The following is a 21,062-nucleotide window of genomic DNA, read 5'->3' on the forward strand; positions in this document are numbered from 1 at the left end:
TTTCGAAATCCAACCCATCCATACCCGGCGTTGGGAATCGAATCCAGGCCGCCCCGCAGTCAGCGCGCCAGCCTTGATGTGCGTCAAGTGGACCTGAAGCTCAAACACACGCAACGGTTTGGAGGCGAACCATGGTCGGTCAACGCATCGGACACGTGCGGGTCAGCACCTTGGACAAAACGAGACAGGCCGACTCTCGAAGGTACGGCATCGCTCTCAGCTTTCACGTGAATGCAACGGCCACTCATACTGCATCGAATGCGAGGGCTGGGACAGCCCTCGCGGAGGCGGGAGAGCTCCTGAGGCCGCCCGGTGGCCGGCGACAGGTTGGCATAACTGATAGCCGATAACTTTGGTTCGCAGCTGTCACCGGCGGTCGTGGGTCGTCTCGGCGGTCGAGCCTCAGCTAATGGCTTGAATGATGCATCGGATGCAATACGCAGGCTTTAGCTTTACATAACGCCGGCTATCGGACAGATACGTTTTCTTAGCTGGGCAGGGGAGTGGATGCCTGCTGCCTGGGCGGTCGCAGCCCAGAGTCGGAGGCAGCACCTAGCGCCTTCCGTATTTACGGTGGACGGCTTGGTTGCTCACGCCCAGGCACAGCGCGATGGCTTTCCAGGAAAAGCCGGCCTGCCGGGCCTTCCTGACCAGGGACGCTTCTGTTCGCCCGACTTCCTTCTGCAGCTGGGCGACCGCCTGCAGGGCTTCAGCCGGTCCTTTCCCGTCCATGGATGCCACCAGAGTCTTCATCCGTTCCACCTCCATGCGTCAACATTAGTTGACGCCAGAGGTTGGGTCAACATTTGTTGACGACCTGCCGAGCGCTGAGGCTGTCTCGTGAACTCCCCGAGGAAGGTGCGCGTGGACTGGACACCCGAGAGCAGGTGATCACTTCTACTGGATGCCAGGCGACATCTTGCGCCGGCAAGCGGTCCCACGAGAAACTCGAGGAACGCGCGCTGAATTGATGAAAATTTGGACGGCGGGATACCAGGGAAAACGGAGGCAACGATGCCACCGCTCCTGTCCGGCGGCAAAGATGCCGCCCCAAGATCCCGCAGACGAAAGGATCGCAATGGCAGGAATGTTCGAACTATTTATCGACACCGAATCTGCGTTCAGGTTCCGGCTCACAGCACCCGATGGAACTGTCATGGCAGTGTCCAAGCCCTTCGATACCAAGACCGACGCCGTTGCCGGCATCGCAGCCGTGCGCGAATATGCCGGCATGGGACTGATCACCGACCACAGCACAACAACCACAAATGCGGCACCGCCAGCCACCTGGACTGACCCCGGCAGTCAAACTGACGATTCCCCGCGCATGCCAAAAATCGACTTCCATGGACGTACCAGGGCGGTCCGCCGGGCCGTCTCGGGTCCCCGCTGGGCCGGGGCAATCCACAGCCTTTCCTGAACGGCGGGGGAGGGGTCGCTCCACCCCCTCTCGCTCGCGGCTTTGCACAAGATCAACTATCGGCCCTTAGGCTGATGAGAGTCTGCTGCGTTCGTCGGCCTCTTGTCCCAACACACGAAGAAGGTCAAGGGTGGTCATCCTCAGCTCCCCATAGGCGTGCTGGTCAAAGAGCGGCGTCAGGTGGACCAGAGGAGTGCGGTCGAGTTCTCGGATCAGCTGCCGTGCCTCCCCAATAACCTCCCATCGTTCAGGGAATCTGGTTCAGGTCGCGGGTTCGATCCATATAAACGGGCCGTCAAGGTACCTACCCCTACTTCTTCGTCATCCGATACCGTTCGATCTGCCGCAGCCGCCGCAGGAGGCTGTCGCGCCGCGGGTGCGGGACGGCGTCGGGCCCTTCCGCGGTGAGGTCGATGTGCTTGGTGCCGTACTGCCACAGGAGGAGGTCGTCCAGGAGCCGGTCCGGCCCGGGGGAGTAGCGGTGGTCCAGGGCCTTGCGGACCTCCGTGATGCGGTTGGCACTGAGCAGCCCGGCCAGCTGCATGGTCTGGTTCAGGCCGTGCGCGGCGAGGAGTTCGGCGGCCCAGCCCCAGTCGTCGTCCACCTTGCGGTCAACGTGGGGGAGCAGCGTGCGCCACACGTCCCGGATCCGGTTGGGCGTGAGCGGCGCGGCCCCTTCGCCCTCCACGTCCCAGAAGCTGCGGACTTCCTCATACCGTTCGTGCAGGTCGGCGAAGGCCGTCTCCACGGTTTCCAGCATGGCCGCGGTGGCGGTGAACTGCCGGTCGAAGTGCGGGGTCCAGGCGCGAGGGTCCTCGGCCTTGAACCGGATGTCGTGCTCGATCTCACTCCATGCGTGGGCGAAGATGGTGCGGATCTGGCACTCGAAGAAGTAGCTGCCGTTGGGCTGCAGGTCCGGGTTGAAGACCTGCTGGTATTCCTTGACGGCCTCGTTCTGGATGGTGCGCAGGATGAGGTGGCGGCTGGAATACCCGTATGTGCCGCTCTCGATGGAGCCGATGTCCTTTTCGCGGTCACCGCGGCAGTCAAACAGCTGCCGTTGGCGCTTGATGATGTTGGCCACGGCGGCGTTCTCGGCCGGCAGCTTGGTGATCACCCGGATGCCCACCATGTCATTCAGCGTGCGGAAGGGGTCCGGGAACTTCAGGAGCCGCCTGCCGCCGGGCTCCAGCGGCTCCTCCGTGCGGGAGATCTTCTCCTTGAACGATTCCACAGTCTTGGTGCGGCCGGTGACAAACAGCGGCGTGACCTCGCTGTCCTTCAGCATGTCCCGCAAAACCAGCAAAACGTCCCGGGTAACCAGCTTCAGGGCAGGCCGGACGCGCTCATAAATCTCCACGTTGTGCTGCACCGACTCACGCAGCGGCTCGTCCAGGCTTTCCCAGTTACTCGGCATGGTCCCAGCTTACGGCGGGGGTCCGACAGGAAGCCTTTGGGCCCCCTACGTTTCGGCGGCCGACGTGGACCCGCGCACCACCAGGGAGCTCTCCAGGATGAGTTCCTCCTGCTCCAGCGGCCGGCCTTCCATCAGGCGGCGGAGCTGCTCCCCGGCCTTCAGGCCCAGCAGCGCCGCGGGCAGGTGCACGCTGGTCAGGCCCGGGCTGCTGGTAGCGGAGTACGGCAGGTCGTCGAAGCCGGCAACCGCCAACTCCTCCGGAATCCGGACCCCTTCCACCCGGGCTTCCTGCAGCACACCGTAGGCGTGGGTGTCCGTGGCGCAGACGACGGCGGTCACCCCCTGGCGCTGCCAGTCCGGCCACGCTGCGGCAAAGGCCGCCGCGGCCTCGCCAACGTCGATGGTGGTGGCAGGGATATGCTGCGGATCCACCGCCATGCCCCGGGCGGCCGCTTCGGCCAGGAACGCCTCGCGGCGGATGGCAAAAGTTTCGGTTCCGGTCACGCTGTCCAGGTAGGCCACGCGCCGGTGCCCGGCCCCGGCGAGGTGGGCGGCCAACTCCCGGGCGCCCTGCGCGACGTCCAGATTGACCGCGGGAGCAACCGATTCCAGGCCGGGTGCGTCCAGCAGGACCAGGGGCCCGGCCACGGACAGATCGGCCAGGAAGTCCGCGTTCGGTGCGTCAACCAGGAGCCCTGCCGGCCGCAGGGACATCAGCTTCCGGACGTCGTCGGCCTTGGGGAATTCGCCCGAATCGGTGACCGAAAGCAGCAGCTGGTAGTTGGGCCCCAGGGATTCCCGCACCCCGCCGATCACCTTGGCGAAGAACGGGTTGGAGATGTCCGGCGCCACCAGGATCACGATTGAACTGACGCCCTTGGCCAGCGAGCTCCCGATGCCGTCCACCACGTAACCCAGCTCGGCGATGGCCTCCCGCACCCGGGAAATGTTGTCTTCGGACACCCGGCCCGCCGTCTTGCCGTTGGCCACCAATGACACCGTGGCCACGGAGACGCCGGCCCGCGCCGCCACCATGGCTGCCGTCACCCGCCGGGGCCGCGCCCGCTGCTGCACCTGTTCCCCGGAATCCATACTTCGATCCTATCCGCCGCAGGGAACACCAGGGGCAGCAACGCATCAAGCGTTTGACGTGCACAAACACCTCCCCAACGTTAAGCGTTTGACGTGAGCCGCAAAAGCCTGCCATGATCACTCCCGGAATACTGAATCCCTGCCTCACCGGCAGGCCCCAATGACGTGGAGAACCATCGTGGAACTAGATCCCCGGCCCGTAGACAGCCACCCAAAGCCCCGGAAGATCATCCTGGACTGCGACCCCGGCCATGATGACGCCGTGGCCCTGCTGCTGGCGCACGGCAGCCCGAACATCGAACTGCTGGCCGTCACCACGGTGGTGGGCAACCAGACCCTTGAAAAGGTCACCCGCAACGCCCTGGCCGTCGGCACCATCGCCGGGATCACCGGCGTCCCCTTCGCCGCCGGCTGCCCGCGGCCCCTGGTCCGCAGCATCGAAACCGCGCCGGACATCCATGGCGAGTCCGGCATGGATGGCCCCGCCCTCCCGGAGTCCACCATCGAACTGGACCCGCGCCACGCCGTCGACCTCATCATCGACACTGTCATGGCGCACGAGCCCGGCACCGTCACCCTGGTCCCCACTGCCGGCCTGACCAACATCGCCATGGCCGCCCGCAAGGAACCGCGCATCGTGGAACGCGTCCGGGAAGTGGTCCTCATGGGCGGCGGCTACCACGTGGGCAACTGGAGCGCCGTGGCGGAGTTCAACATCATCATCGACCCCGAGGCCGCCCACATCGTCTTCAATGAACAATGGCCGGTGGTGATGGTGGGTCTTGACCTCACCCACCAGGCGCTCGCCACCCCCGAGGTCGTGGAAAAGATCGCCGCCATCGGCACCACCCCGGCCAAATTCGTCACCGAGCTGATGGACTTCTTCGCCCACACCTACAAGGACGCGCAGGGCTTCGATCACCCGCCGGTCCATGATCCGTGCGCCGTGGCCTACGTGATCGACCCCAGCATCGTCAGCACCCGCAAGGTGCCGGTCAACATCGAACTGCAGGGCGCCCTCACGCTCGGTATGACCGTGGCGGACTTCCGCGCCCCCGCCCCCGCCGACTGCCACACCAGCGTGGCCGTGGACCTGGACCACGCGCGCTTCTGGGACCTGGTCACCGACGCGCTGGAACGCATCGGCGAGCCAATCACCAAAGGCAACGCGTCCGACGTCGAACGCCACGCCAGTGCCTCCCTCACCGCCGGAGGGATCAAGTAAGTGACTGCCACGATGACCGAAACCAAGACCGGCCGCGGCAACATCGCCGCCCTCATGACCGCCCTGCTGGCAGCCTGCGTGGCCTTCCAGCTCAACGCCTCCATGCTCAGCCCCGCCCTGGTCACCATGGGCGAGGAGCTCAACACCGACCAGGCCGTCATCGGCCTCTCCCAGACCTGGTTCTTCACCGCCGCCGCCCTCTTCTCCCTGTTCCTGCCCCGGCTCAGCGACATCGTGGGCCGCAAGAAGGTCCTGGTGGGCATGATGGTGCTCATGGCCGTGGGGTCCGTCATCGCGGCCCTCGCCCCGGACGTCACGTGGCTCTTCGTGGGCCGCATCATCCAGGGCGTCAGCGGCCCCACCGTGCCGCTGTGCCTGATCATGCTGCGTTCTGCGGTCAGCAACCCGCGGAAATACGGCACCCTGATGGGTCTCATCACCGCGGTCAACGGCGGCGTGGCCGGCGTGGACTCCTTCGTGGGCGGCTACTTCGCGGAGCACTTCGGCTTCCGCAGCATCTTCTGGCTCATGGTGGTGCTGGCCGCCGCCGCCACCGCCCTGATCATGGTCCTCGCGGCGGAAAGCAAGCCTGCCGCCGGCACCCGGATGGACTGGCTGGGCGTGTTCTTCATCGTGGTGGCCGTCGGCGCCCTGCTGACCGCACTGAACGAGGCCTCCAAGCTGGTGGGCGGCTTCTCCGCCACAACGCTGATGCTGAGCCTGGCGCTGGTACTGGTGTCCGCCGTCGCGTTCTTCGCCTTCTGGCGCACCGAACAGCGCGCCGCGCAGCCCATGGTGGAAACCGTGCACCTGCGCCAGCGCTCCACCTGGGCTCCGCTGCTCACCACCACGCTGACCATGACCGGCATCTTCGCCGTCATCAACGGCATCGTTCCCGCCTACGTCCAGGCCGCCAACCCCGGGTTCGGCGTAGGCCCCACCGAAATGTCGCTGATCATCCTCACCCCGTACGCCCTGCTGGGCTGGCTGGTGGGCCCGATCAGCGGAAAACTGGCTCCGGTCCTTGGCTACACCAAGGTGCTCCGGATCGGCCTCCTGGGCAGCATCGCGGCCCTGGCGCTGATTGCCTTCCTGGGCCTGGACAGCCTGCCCCTGATGATCGCCGGCACGGTCTTGCTGGGCATCATGTACGCCGGTACGGTCAACATCATGCTCAACGGACTCGGTGTTGTCCTCTCGCCCGCCGGAAACCCCGGCTTCCTGCCCGGCATGAACGCGGGCGCGTTCAACCTGGGCGCAGGCCTCAGCTTCTTGATCCTGCCGGCCGTGCTGGTGGCGACGTCGGCACTTGGCGACGCGAAGGCCTCCTACCTCACCGTCGTGGTCGTCGGCTTGGCACTGACCGTCGCCGCCTTCGCCGCGTCCCTGCTGATCCCCAAGCCGGTTGAGGCTGAGGTGACTGAATGAGTACCGCGGCCGGCAGCACGGGCCGGATCGTCGTCGTCGGCTCCCTCAACGCCGACCTCACCATCTACTGCGAACGCCTGCCGCAGCCGGGCGAAACCGTCCAGGGCAACGGATTTGCCGTGAACCCGGGCGGCAAGAGCGCCAACCAGGCGGTGGCCGCCGGCCGACTGGGCGGCCACGTCAGCCTGGTGGGTGCCGTGGGAAAGGACGCCAACGGAGCCATGCTCGAAGCCTCGGTGGCAGGGGCCGGCGTGGATGTGGGGCACGTGCGGACCTCCACTGAGCCCACCGGCGTCGCGGTCATCGCCGTGGACGCCCGTGGCGAGAACAACATCATCATCTCCGCCGGGGCCAACGGCACTCTGTCCCCGGCCGACGTCGCGGACGCCGGGGACGTGCTGGAGGAGGCCGCCGTGGTGAGCCTCTGCCTTGAGGTCGGCATGGACACGGTGCTGGCCGCAGCCCGGGCAGGGCACGACGCCGGCGCAACGGTCCTGCTGAACCTCTCGCCTTACGCGGAGATTCCGTCAGCCCTGGCCGGATTGGCTGACGTATTGCTGGTCAACGCCCACGAGGCCGCGCTGTTCCTTGGTGTTTCCGTGCCGGGTGCCGGCGCGCCAGCCGACGAGTGGGAAGCGGCGCGGGAGCGGTTTGCCGCCCGGGGCATCCAGCAGGTATTGGTGACGCTCGGTTCGCAGGGCTCCGTGGTGCTGGACTCGCTGGCGTCTCCCGGCTCCCGCGTGACGTCCGTTCAACCCACCCAGGTGCACGCGGTGGACACCACCGGTGCCGGGGACGCGTTCACGGGAGCAGTTGCCGTGCGGCTTGCGGCGGGGGATGCACTCGCCGATGCCGCCGCCTTCGCCTCCGTTGCCGCGGCCCTGGCAACCACCCGCAAAGGGACCCAGGCAGCGTACCCGGACACGGCCGACGTCGAACGCCGCCTCCGCGCGTCCTGACGCCGCCGGCGGGGCCGGCCGGTGAGGCTAGGCCCGCGCCTGGGCCCGGACCGAGGCCCGCTCCACTGGCGGGCAGTGGATCTTGGCGGCCCCGTCAGTGGCGGCGTCGATGCCCAGGAGGGTCCGCACACCGGCCGCGCCCAGCTCATAGTGCGGCAGGGACACGGTGGACAGCGGCGGGCGAAGGTGGGCGGCGATGACCTCCTGGTTGTCGAAGCCCACCACCGCCATGTCGTCCGGGATGGACAGGCCCCGCTCCCGCAGGCCGTCGTACAGGCCCATGGCCATCCGGTCGTTGTAGCAGTACACCGCCGTCACGTCGCGCGTGAGGAGTTCCGCGGTTGCGCCGTAGCCGCCCTCCTGGTCCGGATAAGCCTCCATCACCAGCCCGGGATCGAACGCCACCCCGGCATCCTCGAGGGCTTCGCGGTAGCCGGCCAGGCGTCCGTCCTTGGCCGGAGCGGGAATGGTGGCGTTGATGAAGGCGATGCGGCGGTGGCCGTTCCGGAGCAGGATTTCGGTGGCGGAGCGGCCGCCCTGGACCTCGTCCGGAACCACGGCGCGGGTGCCGGGCTCGTCGGAGAAGCAGTTGACCAGGACGAACTCGGCTTCGCGCAGCGGCTCCGGTATCTCGGTCTGCCGGTGGAACCAGGTGGAGTACAGGATGCCGCGCACCTTGTACTCGAGCATCATCTTGATGGCGTCCTGTTCCAGTTCGCCGTTGCCCTCGGTGTTGGCGATGAGCAGGGCGTACCCGTGCTTCCATGCCTCGTCCTGGGCGCCGTGGATGATCTGGCCCGCGAAGGGGGTGGTGGCCACGCCGTCGGCCACGAGCCCGATGAACTTCGAAGTCCCGCTGACCAGCGTCTTGGCCATGGCGTTGGGCCGGTACCCGAGGGTGCGGATGGCGTCCTTGACGCGTTGCCGGGTCTCCTCGGCGATCCTGGCGCTCTTCTTCTTGTTGACCACCAGGGAGACGGTGGCCGTGGAGACTCCGGCGGCTTCGGCCACTTCGCGGAGGGTCACCGGATGGGCGCGTTCTGGCATCCGCGGCGGTTGGGCGGTGGGCGCCGGCCCGCCTGGCTTGTTCTCCGTTGACATCTTCTGGCCTCCGTCTGGAGTATATCTGCCTGCCGTGGCGGTCATCCCTTGGTCGCCCCGCTTTCGAGGCCCTGGATCATGGCCTTGTTGAGCACCAGGAACACCAGCAGCAGCGGCGTAATGGTGACGCACACGGCGGCGAAGGTTGCCGTCCAGTCCACCTTGCCCATGGCGCCGATGTAGTTCTGCAGGCCCAGCGGAATGGTCTTCAGCTCCTCGGACAGGACGAACGTGTTGGCGAAGATGAAGTCGTTCCAGATGAAGATGCTGTTGACCAGCACCACCGTGACCACGGTGTTCAGGGACAGCGGCAGGGTGATCAGCCCGAAGATCCGGTAGGGCCCTGCGCCGTCCAGGGAGGCTGCCTCATAGGTTTCCTTGGGGATGTACTCGTAGAACGAGCAGAACAGGTACACGGACATGGGCAGGGAAAACCCGGCCAGCGGGATGATCATTGACTGGTACGTGTCCAGCAGGTTCACCGTGGAGTAGTCGATGAACAGGGGGACCAGGGCGATCTGGACCGGCACGATGATGCCGATCAGGAACAGCCCGCGGACCAGTTTGCTGAGCCGGAAGCCCAGCACCTGGATGGCGTAGGCGGCCATCATGCCCAGCAGGACGATGAGGATGTTGGCGCCCATGGTCACCACGAAGCTGTTGAGGATGTTCCGGCCCAGGTCGCCTGTTTCGAATGCCCTGGCGTAGTTGTCCCACGTCAGGGCGCCGGGCAGGGCGAAGGGGTCGCCGGTGGCGAAGTCGTGTTCGGTGCGGAGGCTGGTGAGGAACAGCCACGCGAGCGGGTAGACCTGCACGATCACGATCAGCATGATCAGCACGCGGGACAGGGTCCGGAACAGGTCCGGCCGGCGCCTGCGGCGTGGTGCGGCCGGCGTGGGCGGGACGACGGCGGCGGGCCGGGTGGGCGGGGCTGCCTGGGTGATCATGCGTCTGCCTTCCGCTTGAGCAGGAACAGGATGAGGCCGACGGCCACGAGGCACTCCACCACGATGAACACCGAGATGGTGCTGGCGTAGCCGAAGTCCGTGCTGGTGAACGCGGTCTTGTACATGTAGGTGGTGAGCAGTTCCGAGGACTGGCCCGGACCGCCGTTGGTCATCAGGTAGGGGATGTCGAAGCCGCGCAGCCCGTAGGTGGTGGCCATGATCGTGGTGGTGATCCACACCGGGCGGATGTACGGGAAACGGATCCTGGTGAACAGGGTCCACCGGGAGGCGCCGTCAAGGACCGCGGCTTCCTCCAGCTCCTTGGGCACCGCCAGCAGCGCCGCGTAGATGATGAGCATGTACAGCCCGGTGAAGCGCCAGCCTTCCGGCGCGGACACCGCCGCCAGGACGGTATTGACGTCCGAGAGCCAGGGCCGTTCCAGGCTGCCCAGCCCGATCCAGTGCAGGAGCTGGTTGAGCAGGCCTACCGGCTCCAGCGAGTAGATCCGCACGAAGAGGAAGGCGATGGCCACGGTGGAGATCACGGCAGGCAGCAGGTACAGGGTCTTGATGAGCTCCCGTCCGCGGCGGAGGGAGGTGAGGAGGCTGGCCACCACCAGGGCGCCGCCCAGCTGCAGGACCAGGCAGATGGCCAGGTAGAGGAGGGCGTTCAGGAACGCCCGCCAGAAGATGTCGTCCGCGGTGAACATGCGGAGGTAGTTCTCCAGTCCCACGAATTCCATGTCGCTGATGCCGTTCCAGGAGAAGAAGCTCAGGAACAGGGACTGGAGGATGGGGAAGAGGACGGCCGCGCCGTACAGCAGCAGCGGCGGGAGCAGGAAGACCAGGACTGAGGTCCTCGATCTGTTGGGAAGCATCCTGTTGGGGAGCATGGCTGGCCTTTACTTGAAGAACTTGGGGGCGTTCTGGGCGATGGTGCTGTCCATGGTCTCCGTGAACTGCTGGGGCGTGATTTCGCCCTGCACCAGCAGGACGAGCTCCTGCTGCAGCCGCCCGTTGGTGGTGGGGTCCAGCTGGGTGTCCCAGGGCATGGCCTGCTTGGCGCCCAGGTCCTTGGCCTGGTCCAGCGCCTTCCGGTACAGCGGCGTGGCGTTGGCAGGAATGGCGGTTTCGACGTCGGTGGTGGGGGAGAGTGCCCCGGTGGCGGCGTATTCAGCGGGGTACTTCTGGAGGGCGAACTTAAGGAAGTCGCTCACCAGCGGATCGTAGGTCTTGGCGTTGACCGCCATGCCGATGCCCGACGGGGACACGAACTCGTTGGCCGCCGTCACCGAGCCGGCTGTGGTGGGCAGGGTGAAGAAGTCGATGTCGTCGCGCACGGCAGGGTTGAGCTTGTCCGTGGCGAGGCTGGGCAATTCCCAGGTGCCGATGTTGTACATGGCGGCCTGGCCGGAGGTGAACTGGTTCTGCGCGTCTGAATAGCCCTGCGCGGAGAACCCGTCCTGGAAGCACTTGGCCTTGCCCAGTTCCGCCAGCCAGTTGACGGTCTTCTGTCCTGCGGGGTCGGTGAACTTGGCCTCGCCCTTCTTCAGTTTCTGGACGAACTCCGGTCCGGCTGCCCGGAAGGGCTGGTAGGCGGCGTAGCGTTCCAGCGGCCACTGGTCCTGGCCGTCGATGGCAATCGGCGTGATGCCGGCGCCGCGGAGGGCGGTGCACATGGCGGGAATGTCGTCCAGGGACTTGGGCACGGCCACCCCGGCCTTTGCCAGCAGCGCCTTGTTGTACCAGATGTATTCCAGCTCGTACTGGAACGGGATCATGTACAGGGATCCGTCGTCGAACCGCTGGTAGTCCAGGGCCCCGGGGCGGTATTTGTCGTAGATGTCCAGTGTCTTCAGCAGCTTCTCGGCGTCCAGCATCTTGCCCTGCTTTGCCAGCTGCTGCGCGAACGGAGTGGCGTCGGTGTCGAACAGTTCGGGCAGCTTGTTGGCCGCCGCCAGGGTTTCGAGTTTCTGGATGTAGGAGGGCCGGTCCGGGGTGGTGATCAGGTTCAGCTTGAAGCCCGGGTGGTCCTTGCCGTAGTCGTCGGCCAGCTTCTTCATGATGTTGATGACCGCGCCGTCAGCCGGGCGGGACAGCAGCCACGAAATTTCGCGGGGCTTGATCTCGCCGGTGGGGGCGACGTTGGTGGAACTGGTGGAGCTTCCGCCCCCGCAGCCGGTCAGGGCCAGGGCGGTGACTGCTGCGACGGCGGCAGCGCGGAACAGGTTCTTCATTGCGGCAATCTCCCTTGATTGGAGTGGATCATGTGGAACGGGTCGGGTGGAACGGAGGATTGGTATTCAGTTGTCGGTGCGCTTGCGTACTTCGAGGTCGGTGACGGTAACGCATCCTTCGCCGGCGAACACGCCGATTGCGCCGGCGGGAAGGTCGTAGATCCGGGTGCTGAGCGCCACCTGGCGGTCCACGACGGCGACGCAGAGGTCCCCGTCCACCACCACTTCCAGCGTGTGCCGGCCGGGTGGAAGGTTGCAGGGGCGTTCGAGTTCGATGGCGAAGGGAACATCGCCGGACACGTGCCACTGGGCGTCGCCGGTGATGGTCCGGGGCCAGCGGTCGAACACCAGGCGCCCGCGCTTCGGTTCGAGGCGGAGGACGTAGGAGCGGTCACCGTCCGGGCTGGAGCGGAGCAGCATTCCGCATTCGGTGGTTCCGGCCTGGATATCGAACACCGCCCTGGCATGGAACTGGGCGGGCAGGTTGCTGGTGGCGACGGCGGCGCCGTAGCCGTCCGGCACGTCCAGCCGGAGGGGCAGCCCGGATTCAAGCTCCAGCGGCACGTCGTCCCAGAAGCTGTCCACCAGCTCGTCGGTGAACCCGAACGCCAAAGTCCCGTCCGGGTTCTGCCGCGCCTCCAAGACCGCCATGGTGCCCGCCCACTGCCAGGCGCCGTCGTCGGAATTCCCTTCCTTGCTGGCAATCCAGCCGAAGAAGAACCGCCGGCCGTCCCGCTCTGCCGTCTTGGAGGCGTAGAAGGCGCGGCCGTCCACGCTGTCCAGGGCGGGGACGGTCCACGGGCCGGTGGGGCTCTTGGCCATGCGGTACCTGGTGGTGAAGGTTTCGGAGAATTCCGAGTAGACCATGTACCACCAGCCGTTCCATTCAAAGACGTCGGGGCACTCGTGGGTGATGTAGCGGCGGGGGTCCCAGAACGGGTCCGTGTGCGTCCAGGCCATCAGGTCGGTGGAGACGCACTGGGCGATGACGCCGCGGCGCCGCTCGGGCCCGTCGGAGTGGCGGGCGGCGAGCAGCATCCGCCACAGGCCGGCGGCTTCGTCGCGGAAGACGAAGGGGTCGCGCCAGTCAGCGGATTCATACCCGGTGGGTGCCCCGAAGGTGAGCCCGGGGTGCTTGGTCCAGGTGTCCATGCCGTCCGTGCTGGTGGCGTGCATGACCAGCTGCAGGGGCAGCCCGTCGGTGCCGAGGTTGGCGGGGTTCTGTCCGGTGTAGAACAGGTGGTGCACCCCGGACCCGTCGGCCACGATGCTGCCGGTGTAGCAGTTGAAGTCCGGCTCCTCCGTTGTTCCGTGGGGGAGGGCCACCCCGTGGTCCTGGAACTGGGTGAGGTCCTTGGTGGTCACCAGGTTCCAGGCGGTGCCCGGCTTGGGTTCGGCCCGGACTTCGTGAAGGTAGAACAGCCAGAACTCGCCGTCCTTCTGGAAGGGGATAAGGTCTCCAACCCAGGCATCGGCGGGCTGGAAGAAGACGGGATAGCTCATCAGCGGTGATGTCCATTTCTGCTAAAGCGTTTGATCACCACGAAGGTAGCCTGGAATGCGCCACTTGATCAAGCGTTTTAGCAAAAATACTTTCCCCGGTCGTTTTCGGCCGCATTGTGACGGGGGCCATTTTGCTGAAACGCTTGACCAGTCGAGTGGATGGACATTACCCTCTCCTGCTAAAGCGCTTAAGCACGGCGGTGGGTCCTGGGCTGACGAGGGTCCCGGCGCCGTCGAGCGCCCCGGCGATGACGCCGGCCATGAGAGGAAGTCAACGATGACCCACGCCCTGTCCCGCCGCCACGTCCTGCAAGGTTCAGGAGCAGGCGCGCTCGCCCTGTTCCTGGGCAACGGACTCACCGTCCCCACGCGCGCCCAAACCTCACTGCGGACCGCCTACCACATGACTCCGCCGTCGGGCTGGCTCTGCGACCCGCAGCGTCCGGTTCACCTGGACGGCACCTACCACCTCTACTACCTGCGTTCCGCGCAGAACAACGGCCCCGGCGGCTGGGACCACGCCACCACCGCGGACGGTGTGGCCTTCACGCACCACGGGGTTGCCCTTCCGCTGCAGCCGGACTTTCCTGTCTGGTCCGGCTCCGCAGTGGTGGATACGGGCAATACCGCAGGCTTCGGAACCGGTGCCGTCGTTGTGCTGGCAACGCAGCCCACGGGCGGCATCCGCAAATACCAGGAGCAGTACCTCTACTGGTCAACGGACGGCGGCTACACCTTCACCTCCCTGCCCGAACCGGTCATTGCCAACACCGACGGGCGTACGGCCGTTACCCAGGCGGAAATTGAAAATGCGGAATGGTTCCGCGACCCGAAGATCCACTGGGACGCGGCCCGCGGGGAGTGGGTGTGCGTGATCGGCCGGGCGCGCTACGCTGCCTTCTACACGTCGGTGAACCTGCGGGACTGGCAGCTGAAGCGCAACTTCGACTACCCCAACCACGCGCTGGGCGGCATCGAGTGCCCGGACCTGTTCCAGATGAAGGCCGACGACGGGACCTGGCATTGGGTGCTTGGCGCCAGCATGGATGCGTACAGCATCGGGCTGCCCATGACCTACGCCTACTGGACGGGAACCTGGGACGGTAACCAGTTCCTTGCCGACGACGTGGACAATCCGCAATGGCTGGACTGGGGCTGGGACTGGTACGCGGCGGTGACCTGGCCTGCGGCCGAAGCACCGGAGACGCGCCGCTACGCCGTTGCCTGGATGAACAACTGGAAGTACGCCGCCCGGGATGTCCCCACCGATGCCACGGACGGGTACAACGGACAGAACTCGGTGGTGCGCGAACTGCGCCTGGAGCGCCAGGCAGGGGGCTGGTACAGCCTGCTGAGCAGCCCCGTCAGGGCGCTCGCCGGCTATGCCACGGCCACCACCGGGCTCCCGGACCGGACCGTGGAGGGGAGTGCCGTCCTGCCCTGGAACGGCCGCGCCTACGAGCTGGAGCTCGACATCTCATGGGAGGCGGCCACGAATGTGGGGGTCTCCGTTGGCCGCTCGGCGGACGGGACCCGCCACACGAACATCGGCAAGTATGGGGCCGAACTGTACGTTGACCGGGCGCCCTCGGACCTCCCCGGCTACTCGCTGGTGCCCTACACACGGGCGGCGGCGCCCATCGACCCCAACGCCAAGTCCGTCCACCTGCGCGTCCTGGTGGATACCCAGAGCGTGGAAGTGTTCGTTAACGCCGGCCACACTGTGCTGTCGCAGCAGGTGCACTTTGCGGACGGCGATACCGGCATCTCGCTGTACACCGACGGCGGCCGGGCCATCTTTTCCGGCATCACCATCCGGGAACTGGCGGCCCCCGCGTGAAGGGCTAGGTGTACTGCCCAGGCAGGTTGGTTAAGCGGCTGATGGGCGGGTGGCCTCCGATTGCGGTGTGGGGCCTGTGGTGATTGTAGTGGTGCAGCCATGCCGGGAGGGCGTTTCTGCGGGCTGATTCCGTGGCGTAGAAGCGCTTGAATGCCCACCCATCGGCAAGGGTTCTGTGGAAGCGTTCGATCTTGCCGTTGGTCTGCGGGCGATATGGCCGGGTCTTCTTTGCCGTGATCCCCAGTTCTTGGCAGGTGTCCCGCCAGAGATGTGATTTGTAGGCCGCCCCGTTGTCAGAGAGAACCCGTTCCACGATGACGCCGCGGGCAGCGAACCAGGACACAGCCCTTTGCAGGACTGCTACTGCGGTGGCCGCTGTTTCATCGCCATGGATCTCCGCGTAGGCGACCCGTGAATTGTCGTCAATGACCGTGTGTACGTAGGCGGTCCCGATCAGCGGGCTACGGTGTCTGCTGCGCGGCTTTGACGGAGTCGCAGCACGGTTCTGCTTGCCTTGCTGCCGCCCGACGTAGCGCCAGCCGCCGCCGTCGGGGATGTTGCCGAGCTTCTTCACATCCACATGGATCATCGCTCCGGGAGTCACGTGCTCATAGCGGCGGATGACTTCTCCGGTGCGCTTGTCCACGTGATGCAGGCGGTTCAGCCGGCACCGGACCAGGACCGCGTGCACGGTCGAGGCCGGCATGGCCAGCTTCGCCCCGATCGCGACCGGTCCCAGCCGTTGCTTCCAGCGCAGGTGCACAACTTTGCGCACCAGCTGCTGCGGCGTCCGGTTGGCCACCCGGTACGGGCGGGAGGACCTATCAGCCATACCGGCCTCACCCATCGCGGCGTAACGGGCCGCCCACCGTTTCGCGGTCGGCCAGGAGCAGTTGAACTGCTCGGCAGCCCGGGATACCGGCCAGCCGTGGTCAACGACCAGACGCGCGACGCGTAAACGTTGGCGCGGAGTCAAAGCGGCATTAGCGTGGGACATGAGGACCTCCTGGTCGCTGCAGCGGTTGTCTAAGCAACTCCACTGTGCAACCGGAGGTCCTCACCTTTGGCTCAACGACTCCAGCGAGTCATCACATTCACCGAACCAACGTCCCTGGGCAGTACAGCTAGGCCAGCGCGTCGAGGGTGACCCCGGTGTGGTCCGCAAGGCGAGCCAGGAGGGCGTCCTGGAAGCGGGGGTCGGTGGCCGCCGGATGCGGCGTTTGCCGGTGCTGGTGGTACCAGTAGCCCCCGCTGGCCAGGGCCCCGGGATCATCACTGGTGGCCAGCCACTCCTGGGTCCGGTGCCCCAATTCCAGGTCATCCGGAGCTGACCGGCCGCCCATCCGCGTGGGTACCCAGCCGGGGTCGACGGCGTTGCTGGCGACATGCGGGACAAGGCGGGCCAGCGCTGCCGACAACGCAGTGACGTGCAGCTTCGTTGTGGAGTAGGAGGCCGTCGTCGTCCGTCCTGCCCAGTCCAGGCCGTCCAGGCCGGTGCTGCCGCCGCGGTGCATGCCGCTGCTGAGGTAGATGAGCCGGCGCGGGCCGGGAATGAGGGCGGTGAGCAGGTAAGGGGCCACCACGTTCACCGGGAGCAGGGCCGCACCGTTGAGTACGCCCGCGTTGTGGATGACCGCGTCGATGCCGCCGATCGCGTTGGCCTGGTCCGCGATCTGCCGGACTTCCTGTGCAACCGCGAGGTCACCGGTGACGCAGTGCGCCCCGCGGTCCAGCAGGTGCTGCACCGCGGGGACGCGCCGGGAGGACCGCGCATGCACGATCACGTCGTGGCCGTCCTGCAGCAGCGTCTCCGCCGCGGCCAGGCCAAGCCCGTCGGTGGATCCGGTGATGAAAACGCGTGCCATGCGCGGCCCTCCCTTGTTCCCGGTGTTGTACCAGTATCCCGGCGTCAGACGGCGTCGGTGGGGGCCGCGCGGTGGTCAATCGCAGCCGTCAGTTCGTCGATGCGCTCCATGGCTCCGTTGAGTTTCTCGACGGCGGCCCACAGGTCCGGATGCTGTTCCCGGACCTGATCCAGGGTTGCACCGGCGGACCGCAGTGACCCGAGGTCAAAGCTGACGTTGGTGCGTGCCCCGGCAACGGCAGCCCGAAGGGCGCCGAACGCGACGACGACATCGGCCACGAGCGACCGGTTGCCGTTTGTTGCCAGCCAGCCCAGGTCGTCGATGGCCCCGATGGCCCGTTCGCCCAAGAGGGCGGAGGACGCCGCGGCTTCCAGCGACGCGGAACGGATCGCCTCGTCCCGCTCCGGGCCCGGGTCCAGCCGGAAGGCGGCGCCGAACGCCTTGGAAGCGGACGCGTCGTCATCTGCCAGCCGCAGGGCTTCCTGGCGCAGTGCGTGCGCCCGGGCGCGTATCCGGGCCGGCTCCCCGCCGTCGTCCCCGCTGTAGCCGGCCACCATGGACGTCAGCGAGGCGGCGACGGCGAGCATCAGCCCTGTCCCCGCCCCTCCGCCGGGTGAGCCTGTGGATTCCGCCAGCGCGCGCGTCCACTCTTCCACCGTTGACCCTTGGGTGGTCACTACAGGTTCCTCCATGCCAGGGACCGTGCCCAGAAAAGTGAGGGGCTAAACGGCAGGGCACGGCGGCACCGCGCGCTTCTGGCCCAGTTTTGATGGGCCTGGCCGCGGAAACACGGGGCTCTTGCGGCGATCCGGGCCGCTAAAGTGGGCCAGTGTGACGCGACGCTACCGCCATGACTACGGCGACGACCCCAGCCAGTGGGGCGAACTCTTCCTTCCCGATCTTCCGGTTGGCGGGAGGCACCGGGGCGTGGTGGTGGTCATCCACGGCGGGTACTGGCGCTCCACTTACGGGGCCGAACTGGGGGAGCCGCTGGCCAAGGACCTGGCGGAACACGGCATGGCGGCCTGGAACCTCGAGTACCGGCGTGCCGGCAACGGCGGCGGCTGGCCGGGCACCTTCCAGGACATCCTGGCCGGCATCGACAAGCTGGCCGACCTGGCAGCACCGCACGCGCTGGACCTGGGCAGAGTAGTGGCGCTGGGCCATTCCGCCGGCGGGCACCTGGCGGTGTGGGCGGCAGGCAGGAACAGGCTGGACGGGCTCGGACCCGCAGAGGGCAGCCAGGTGGAAAACAGCACGGACGGCGTCCGCCTCACCGGGGTGGTGAGCCAGTCGGGGGTCCTCAACCTGGGCGGGGCCGAGCGGCTCAGCCTCAGCGATGGTGCGGTGGCAAACCTGCTGGCCGGGCCGTCGTCGGAATTTCCCGGACGCCACCGCATGGCCGACCCCATGGCCGCGCTGCCGCTGGACGTTCCCGTCTATGCCGTCCACGCGCTGGGGGACGACGACGTCCCCCTCAGCATGTCCACCACCTATGTTGAGGCCAGCCAGGCCGGACCCGTGCCGGCACAGCTGGTCAGGGTGCCGGGGGACCACTTCGCCCTGATCGACGTCACGGCGGAGGCGTATCTCACGTGCCGGGAACTGGTGGGCGGGCTGCTCCGCTGACACGACCTGCTGACCGGTCCGCTTTCTGGCAGAGTATGACCATGCTCACAGTGATCGGCGAAGGCCTTGTTGACGTTGTCCAGCGCGCCTCCGGAATTGAGGCCCATGTGGGCGGCAGCCCGCTGAACGTTGCGGTGGGCCTGGCCCGGCTGGACCATCCGGTGCAGTTCATTGGCCGCTACGGCCGGGACGCGTACGGCGATTCGGTGGCTGCCCACCTGCGCGCCAGTTCCGTCATGCTGCCGGTACCGCCGGATGAGTTGCCCACCAGCGTGGCCACCGCGTTGATTGACGACGACGGCGCCGCCACCTACACGTTCGACCTCACCTGGGAGCTCCCGGGCCTCGCGGACCGGCTCGGCTTCATGCTGCAGGGCACCACGCTGCTGCACACGGGTTCGATAGCCACGATGCTGATGCCTGGTGCCACCGAAGTCCTGGCCGCCGTCGAGTACGCCCACCCCTCGGCCACCATCAGTTTCGATCCCAACTGCCGGCCCAGCATCATCACCGACGTGGACTTCGCGCGGCGGCAGGCGGAGAAGTTCGTCACCCTGGCGGACGTGGTCAAGGCCTCCGACGAGGACCTGGAATGGCTTTATCCGGGGCAGGACGTCCTGGACTCGGCGCGGAAGTGGCTGGCCCTGGGAGGCTCGGAGGGGCCGGCGCTTGTGGTGGTGACCCGGGGCGCGGATGGGCCGTGGGGAGTGTGCCGCGCCGGCGAAGCGTCCGTTCCCGCACCGAAAGTTGACGTGGCGGACACCGTGGGGGCTGGGGATTCCTTCATGGCGGCGCTGCTGTCCGGCCTGGTGGACCGGGACCTGGACGGCGCGCAGAACCGCGGGGCGCTGCGCGACCTGCCCGCCGAAGGGCTGGCCGAACTCCTTGCGCATGCTGCCCGTGCAGCGGCTGTCACGGTGTCGCGGCCCGGCGCCAACCCGCCGACGCGGGCTGAGATGGACCGGCTGGGAACTGGCGAAGAGGGTTAGGAGTCGAATCGGCTGCTCCGCAAGTGCCGCTCTGAGGACTCAAAAGGACACCTGCGGAGCAACCGATGGAGGGAGGGCCTACTCCTTGCCAAGCCCCGCTGCCGAGGTCTTCCCGTCCGAGACGCTGTTGAGGGCCCGCAGATCGAAGATGCCGTTGATGTCCGCCTGCTTGGTGGTGCCGGCAGTCACGCCGTCGGCCAGGAGCTTCTGGTAGGTTCCGGCGAGCGGGTCCACGGTGAAGACGATGTTCTTCAGTGAACGGTCGATGACGTCGGCCTTCAGTTCGGCCCCGGCGGCTTCCTTGAGCGCGGCGTTGATGGCAGTTGCCTTTTCGTTGGCCGGTGCCGCGTTCAGCCACTCGACCGACTTCACATGCCCCTTCAGGAGTGCCTTGACGGTGTCCGGATGGTCGGCGGCGAACTTCCGGTTCACGATCAGGATGGTGGTGGGGAACTCGCCCGGCTTGCCGGACAGTGTGCCATCCCACAAGTCCTTTTCATCGACCAGGACCTTCGCTCCGGCCGTCAGCACCAGCCGTGACGCCCACGGTTCAGGCAACCACGCGCCGTCGAGCTTGCCGTCCTGGAACAGCTTTAGGGTCTGGGCGTTCTCGGTGGGATTGATGGCCACGTCCCCGCTGCCGTCCACGTTGGTCTTGTAGCCCTGGGTGGCAAGCCAGGCCCGGAGGGCGACGTCCTGCGTGCCGCCGAGCTGCGGCGACGCGAGCGTCCTGCCCTTCAGGTCTGCAGCGGAGCCGATTTCCGGCTTGACCACCAGCTGTGCGCCGCCGGCCGCGGCACCGGCGATGATGTTGACGGATTCGCCCTGGCTCTTCACGAAGGAGTTGATGGCCGGGTTCGGGCCGATGTAGGTGGCGTCGATGGCGCCGGCGTTCAGCGCCTCGATGGCTGCGGGGCCGGCGTTGAACACCTGGGTGCTGAGCTTGGTGCTGCCCAGTTCATCGGCGATGAAGCCCTTGCTGACCCCCACCAGGGCCGGGGCGTGGGTGACGTTGCCGAAGTAGCCAAGCTTCAGCTCGGCCGCCGGGTTGCCGGCGGGCGCCACGTCGGCTGCCGGTGCAGCGGTGCCGTTGTTGACGGCGGAGGCGATGGCGGCACCACCGCCGATCAGGGCCAGGGCGGCTGCCGCGATGCCGATTTTCAGGCCAAGCGGGCGCTGGGGCTTGGCTGACCCGCCGGCGACGATGCGGGTGGATGCTTGCTGGTTTTGCGGACTCTTGTCCTGCGGGTTTGCCATGGGGAAATCCTTTGCTGGGGCTGATGCTGAGACGAGATTACGGAGCGCCCGGCGGCCCCACAATCATTCGTGTCGCAGTGGTTCACGCGGAGACGCGAAGCCTCAATGCGGCGTAGCAGGGCGTCAAAAATCGTCGCGGAGCGTCTTGATTCG

19 protein-coding genes are annotated in these 21,062 nt (G+C 66.8%); 7 read left to right on the forward strand and 12 right to left on the reverse strand.

Annotated features, from left to right (window positions below):
- Positions 1 to 552: 552 nt before the first annotated feature.
- Positions 553 to 768, reverse strand: coding sequence for an AsnC family protein (locus tag ACEN9K_RS01670; protein ID WP_495635081.1), 216 nt, complete (start codon positions 766 to 768; stop codon positions 553 to 555).
- 310 nt (positions 769 to 1,078) lie between these two features.
- Between ACEN9K_RS01670 and ACEN9K_RS01675 the strand changes: the two genes are divergently transcribed.
- A complete protein-coding gene (locus ACEN9K_RS01675) occupies positions 1,079 to 1,420 on the forward strand; it encodes a YegP family protein (RefSeq protein WP_488315313.1) in 342 nt (113 codons plus the stop codon).
- Positions 1,421 to 1,730: 310 nt separating this feature from the next.
- On the opposite strand, the gene ACEN9K_RS01680 is transcribed toward ACEN9K_RS01675, so the two are convergent.
- Both ACEN9K_RS01680 and ACEN9K_RS01685 read right to left on the reverse strand, forming a co-directional pair.
- On the reverse strand, positions 1,731 to 2,837 hold the full coding sequence (locus tag ACEN9K_RS01680; RefSeq protein WP_495635082.1) for a GTP pyrophosphokinase: 1,107 nt from the start codon (positions 2,835 to 2,837) through the stop codon (positions 1,731 to 1,733).
- Positions 2,838 to 2,882: 45 nt separating this feature from the next.
- Positions 2,883 to 3,872, reverse strand: a complete 990-nt coding sequence (locus ACEN9K_RS01685; protein WP_186447859.1) for a LacI family DNA-binding transcriptional regulator — start codon at positions 3,870 to 3,872, stop codon at positions 2,883 to 2,885.
- Between the two features lie 217 nt (positions 3,873 to 4,089).
- On the opposite strand from ACEN9K_RS01685, the gene uriH reads away from it, so the two are divergent.
- Genes uriH through ACEN9K_RS01700 form a run of 3 tightly spaced genes read left to right on the forward strand, consistent with a single transcriptional unit; the run spans position 4,090 to position 7,541 of the window.
- On the forward strand, positions 4,090 to 5,154 hold the full coding sequence (gene uriH / locus ACEN9K_RS01690; protein ID WP_134164791.1) for a uridine-preferring nucleoside hydrolase UriH: 1,065 nt from the start codon (positions 4,090 to 4,092) through the stop codon (positions 5,152 to 5,154).
- A gap of 12 nt (positions 5,155 to 5,166) precedes the next feature.
- The gene (gene uriT, locus ACEN9K_RS01695; RefSeq protein WP_495635667.1) at positions 5,167 to 6,582 is read left to right on the forward strand and encodes a uridine transporter UriT; all 1,416 of its coding nucleotides are present in this window, start codon (positions 5,167 to 5,169) and stop codon (positions 6,580 to 6,582) included.
- Complete coding sequence (locus ACEN9K_RS01700; protein WP_018770339.1) at positions 6,579 to 7,541, forward strand: ribokinase; 963 nt, start codon at positions 6,579 to 6,581, stop codon at positions 7,539 to 7,541. The genes uriT and ACEN9K_RS01700 overlap by 4 nt, the downstream gene beginning before the upstream one ends.
- 27 nt (positions 7,542 to 7,568) lie before the next feature.
- Here ACEN9K_RS01700 and ACEN9K_RS01705 read toward each other — a convergent pair whose 3' ends face one another.
- The 5 genes from ACEN9K_RS01705 to ACEN9K_RS01725 form a co-directional block, all read right to left on the reverse strand.
- On the reverse strand, positions 7,569 to 8,642 hold the full coding sequence (locus ACEN9K_RS01705) for a LacI family DNA-binding transcriptional regulator (protein ID WP_208324262.1): 1,074 nt from the start codon (positions 8,640 to 8,642) through the stop codon (positions 7,569 to 7,571).
- Between the two features lie 41 nt (positions 8,643 to 8,683).
- On the reverse strand, positions 8,684 to 9,589 hold the full coding sequence (locus ACEN9K_RS01710; protein WP_018770337.1) for a carbohydrate ABC transporter permease: 906 nt from the start codon (positions 9,587 to 9,589) through the stop codon (positions 8,684 to 8,686).
- The gene (locus tag ACEN9K_RS01715) at positions 9,586 to 10,467 is read right to left on the reverse strand and encodes a carbohydrate ABC transporter permease (RefSeq protein WP_056388621.1); all 882 of its coding nucleotides are present in this window, start codon (positions 10,465 to 10,467) and stop codon (positions 9,586 to 9,588) included. Before ACEN9K_RS01715 ends, ACEN9K_RS01710 begins: the two co-directional genes overlap by 4 nt.
- Before the next feature lie 24 nt (positions 10,468 to 10,491).
- Positions 10,492 to 11,826 (reverse strand): ABC transporter substrate-binding protein, encoded by a 1,335-nt coding sequence (locus tag ACEN9K_RS01720; protein WP_018770335.1) that lies wholly within the window; start codon positions 11,824 to 11,826, stop codon positions 10,492 to 10,494.
- A 66-nt stretch (positions 11,827 to 11,892) separates the two neighbouring features.
- Positions 11,893 to 13,329 (reverse strand): family 43 glycosylhydrolase, encoded by a 1,437-nt coding sequence (locus ACEN9K_RS01725; RefSeq protein WP_495635083.1) that lies wholly within the window; start codon positions 13,327 to 13,329, stop codon positions 11,893 to 11,895.
- Positions 13,330 to 13,606: 277 nt separating this feature from the next.
- On the opposite strand from ACEN9K_RS01725, the gene ACEN9K_RS01730 reads away from it, so the two are divergent.
- Entirely contained in the window at positions 13,607 to 15,169 is a 1,563-nt protein-coding gene (locus tag ACEN9K_RS01730) for a glycoside hydrolase family 32 protein (protein WP_495635084.1), read from the forward strand.
- A gap of 4 nt (positions 15,170 to 15,173) precedes the next feature.
- Here ACEN9K_RS01730 and ACEN9K_RS01735 read toward each other — a convergent pair whose 3' ends face one another.
- The 3 genes from ACEN9K_RS01735 to ACEN9K_RS01745 all read right to left on the reverse strand — a co-directional run bounded on the left by ACEN9K_RS01735 (position 15,174) and on the right by ACEN9K_RS01745 (position 17,726).
- Positions 15,174 to 16,166 (reverse strand): IS481 family transposase, encoded by a 993-nt coding sequence (locus ACEN9K_RS01735; RefSeq protein WP_223994767.1) that lies wholly within the window; start codon positions 16,164 to 16,166, stop codon positions 15,174 to 15,176.
- 127 nt (positions 16,167 to 16,293) lie between these two features.
- Positions 16,294 to 17,034: an SDR family NAD(P)-dependent oxidoreductase gene (locus ACEN9K_RS01740; RefSeq protein WP_495635085.1), complete on the reverse strand. Its 741-nt coding sequence runs from the start codon at positions 17,032 to 17,034 to the stop codon at positions 16,294 to 16,296.
- A 44-nt stretch (positions 17,035 to 17,078) separates the two neighbouring features.
- Positions 17,079 to 17,726 (reverse strand): cyclodeaminase/cyclohydrolase family protein, encoded by a 648-nt coding sequence (locus tag ACEN9K_RS01745; protein WP_495635086.1) that lies wholly within the window; start codon positions 17,724 to 17,726, stop codon positions 17,079 to 17,081.
- Between the two features lie 139 nt (positions 17,727 to 17,865).
- Between ACEN9K_RS01745 and ACEN9K_RS01750 the strand changes: the two genes are divergently transcribed.
- The gene (locus ACEN9K_RS01750) at positions 17,866 to 18,663 is read left to right on the forward strand and encodes an alpha/beta hydrolase (RefSeq protein ID WP_018770330.1); all 798 of its coding nucleotides are present in this window, start codon (positions 17,866 to 17,868) and stop codon (positions 18,661 to 18,663) included.
- Positions 18,664 to 18,704: 41 nt separating this feature from the next.
- Complete coding sequence (locus tag ACEN9K_RS01755) at positions 18,705 to 19,652, forward strand: carbohydrate kinase family protein (RefSeq protein ID WP_495635087.1); 948 nt, start codon at positions 18,705 to 18,707, stop codon at positions 19,650 to 19,652.
- 78 nt (positions 19,653 to 19,730) lie between these two features.
- Here ACEN9K_RS01755 and ACEN9K_RS01760 read toward each other — a convergent pair whose 3' ends face one another.
- Positions 19,731 to 20,909 carry an ABC transporter substrate-binding protein gene (locus ACEN9K_RS01760; protein ID WP_018770328.1) on the reverse strand — a complete coding sequence of 393 codons (1,179 nt, stop codon included), beginning with the start codon at positions 20,907 to 20,909 and terminating at the stop codon, positions 19,731 to 19,733.
- Positions 20,910 to 21,062: the final 153 nt, after the last annotated feature.

Source organism: Pseudarthrobacter sp. Pseusp20 (genome assembly GCF_059492155.1).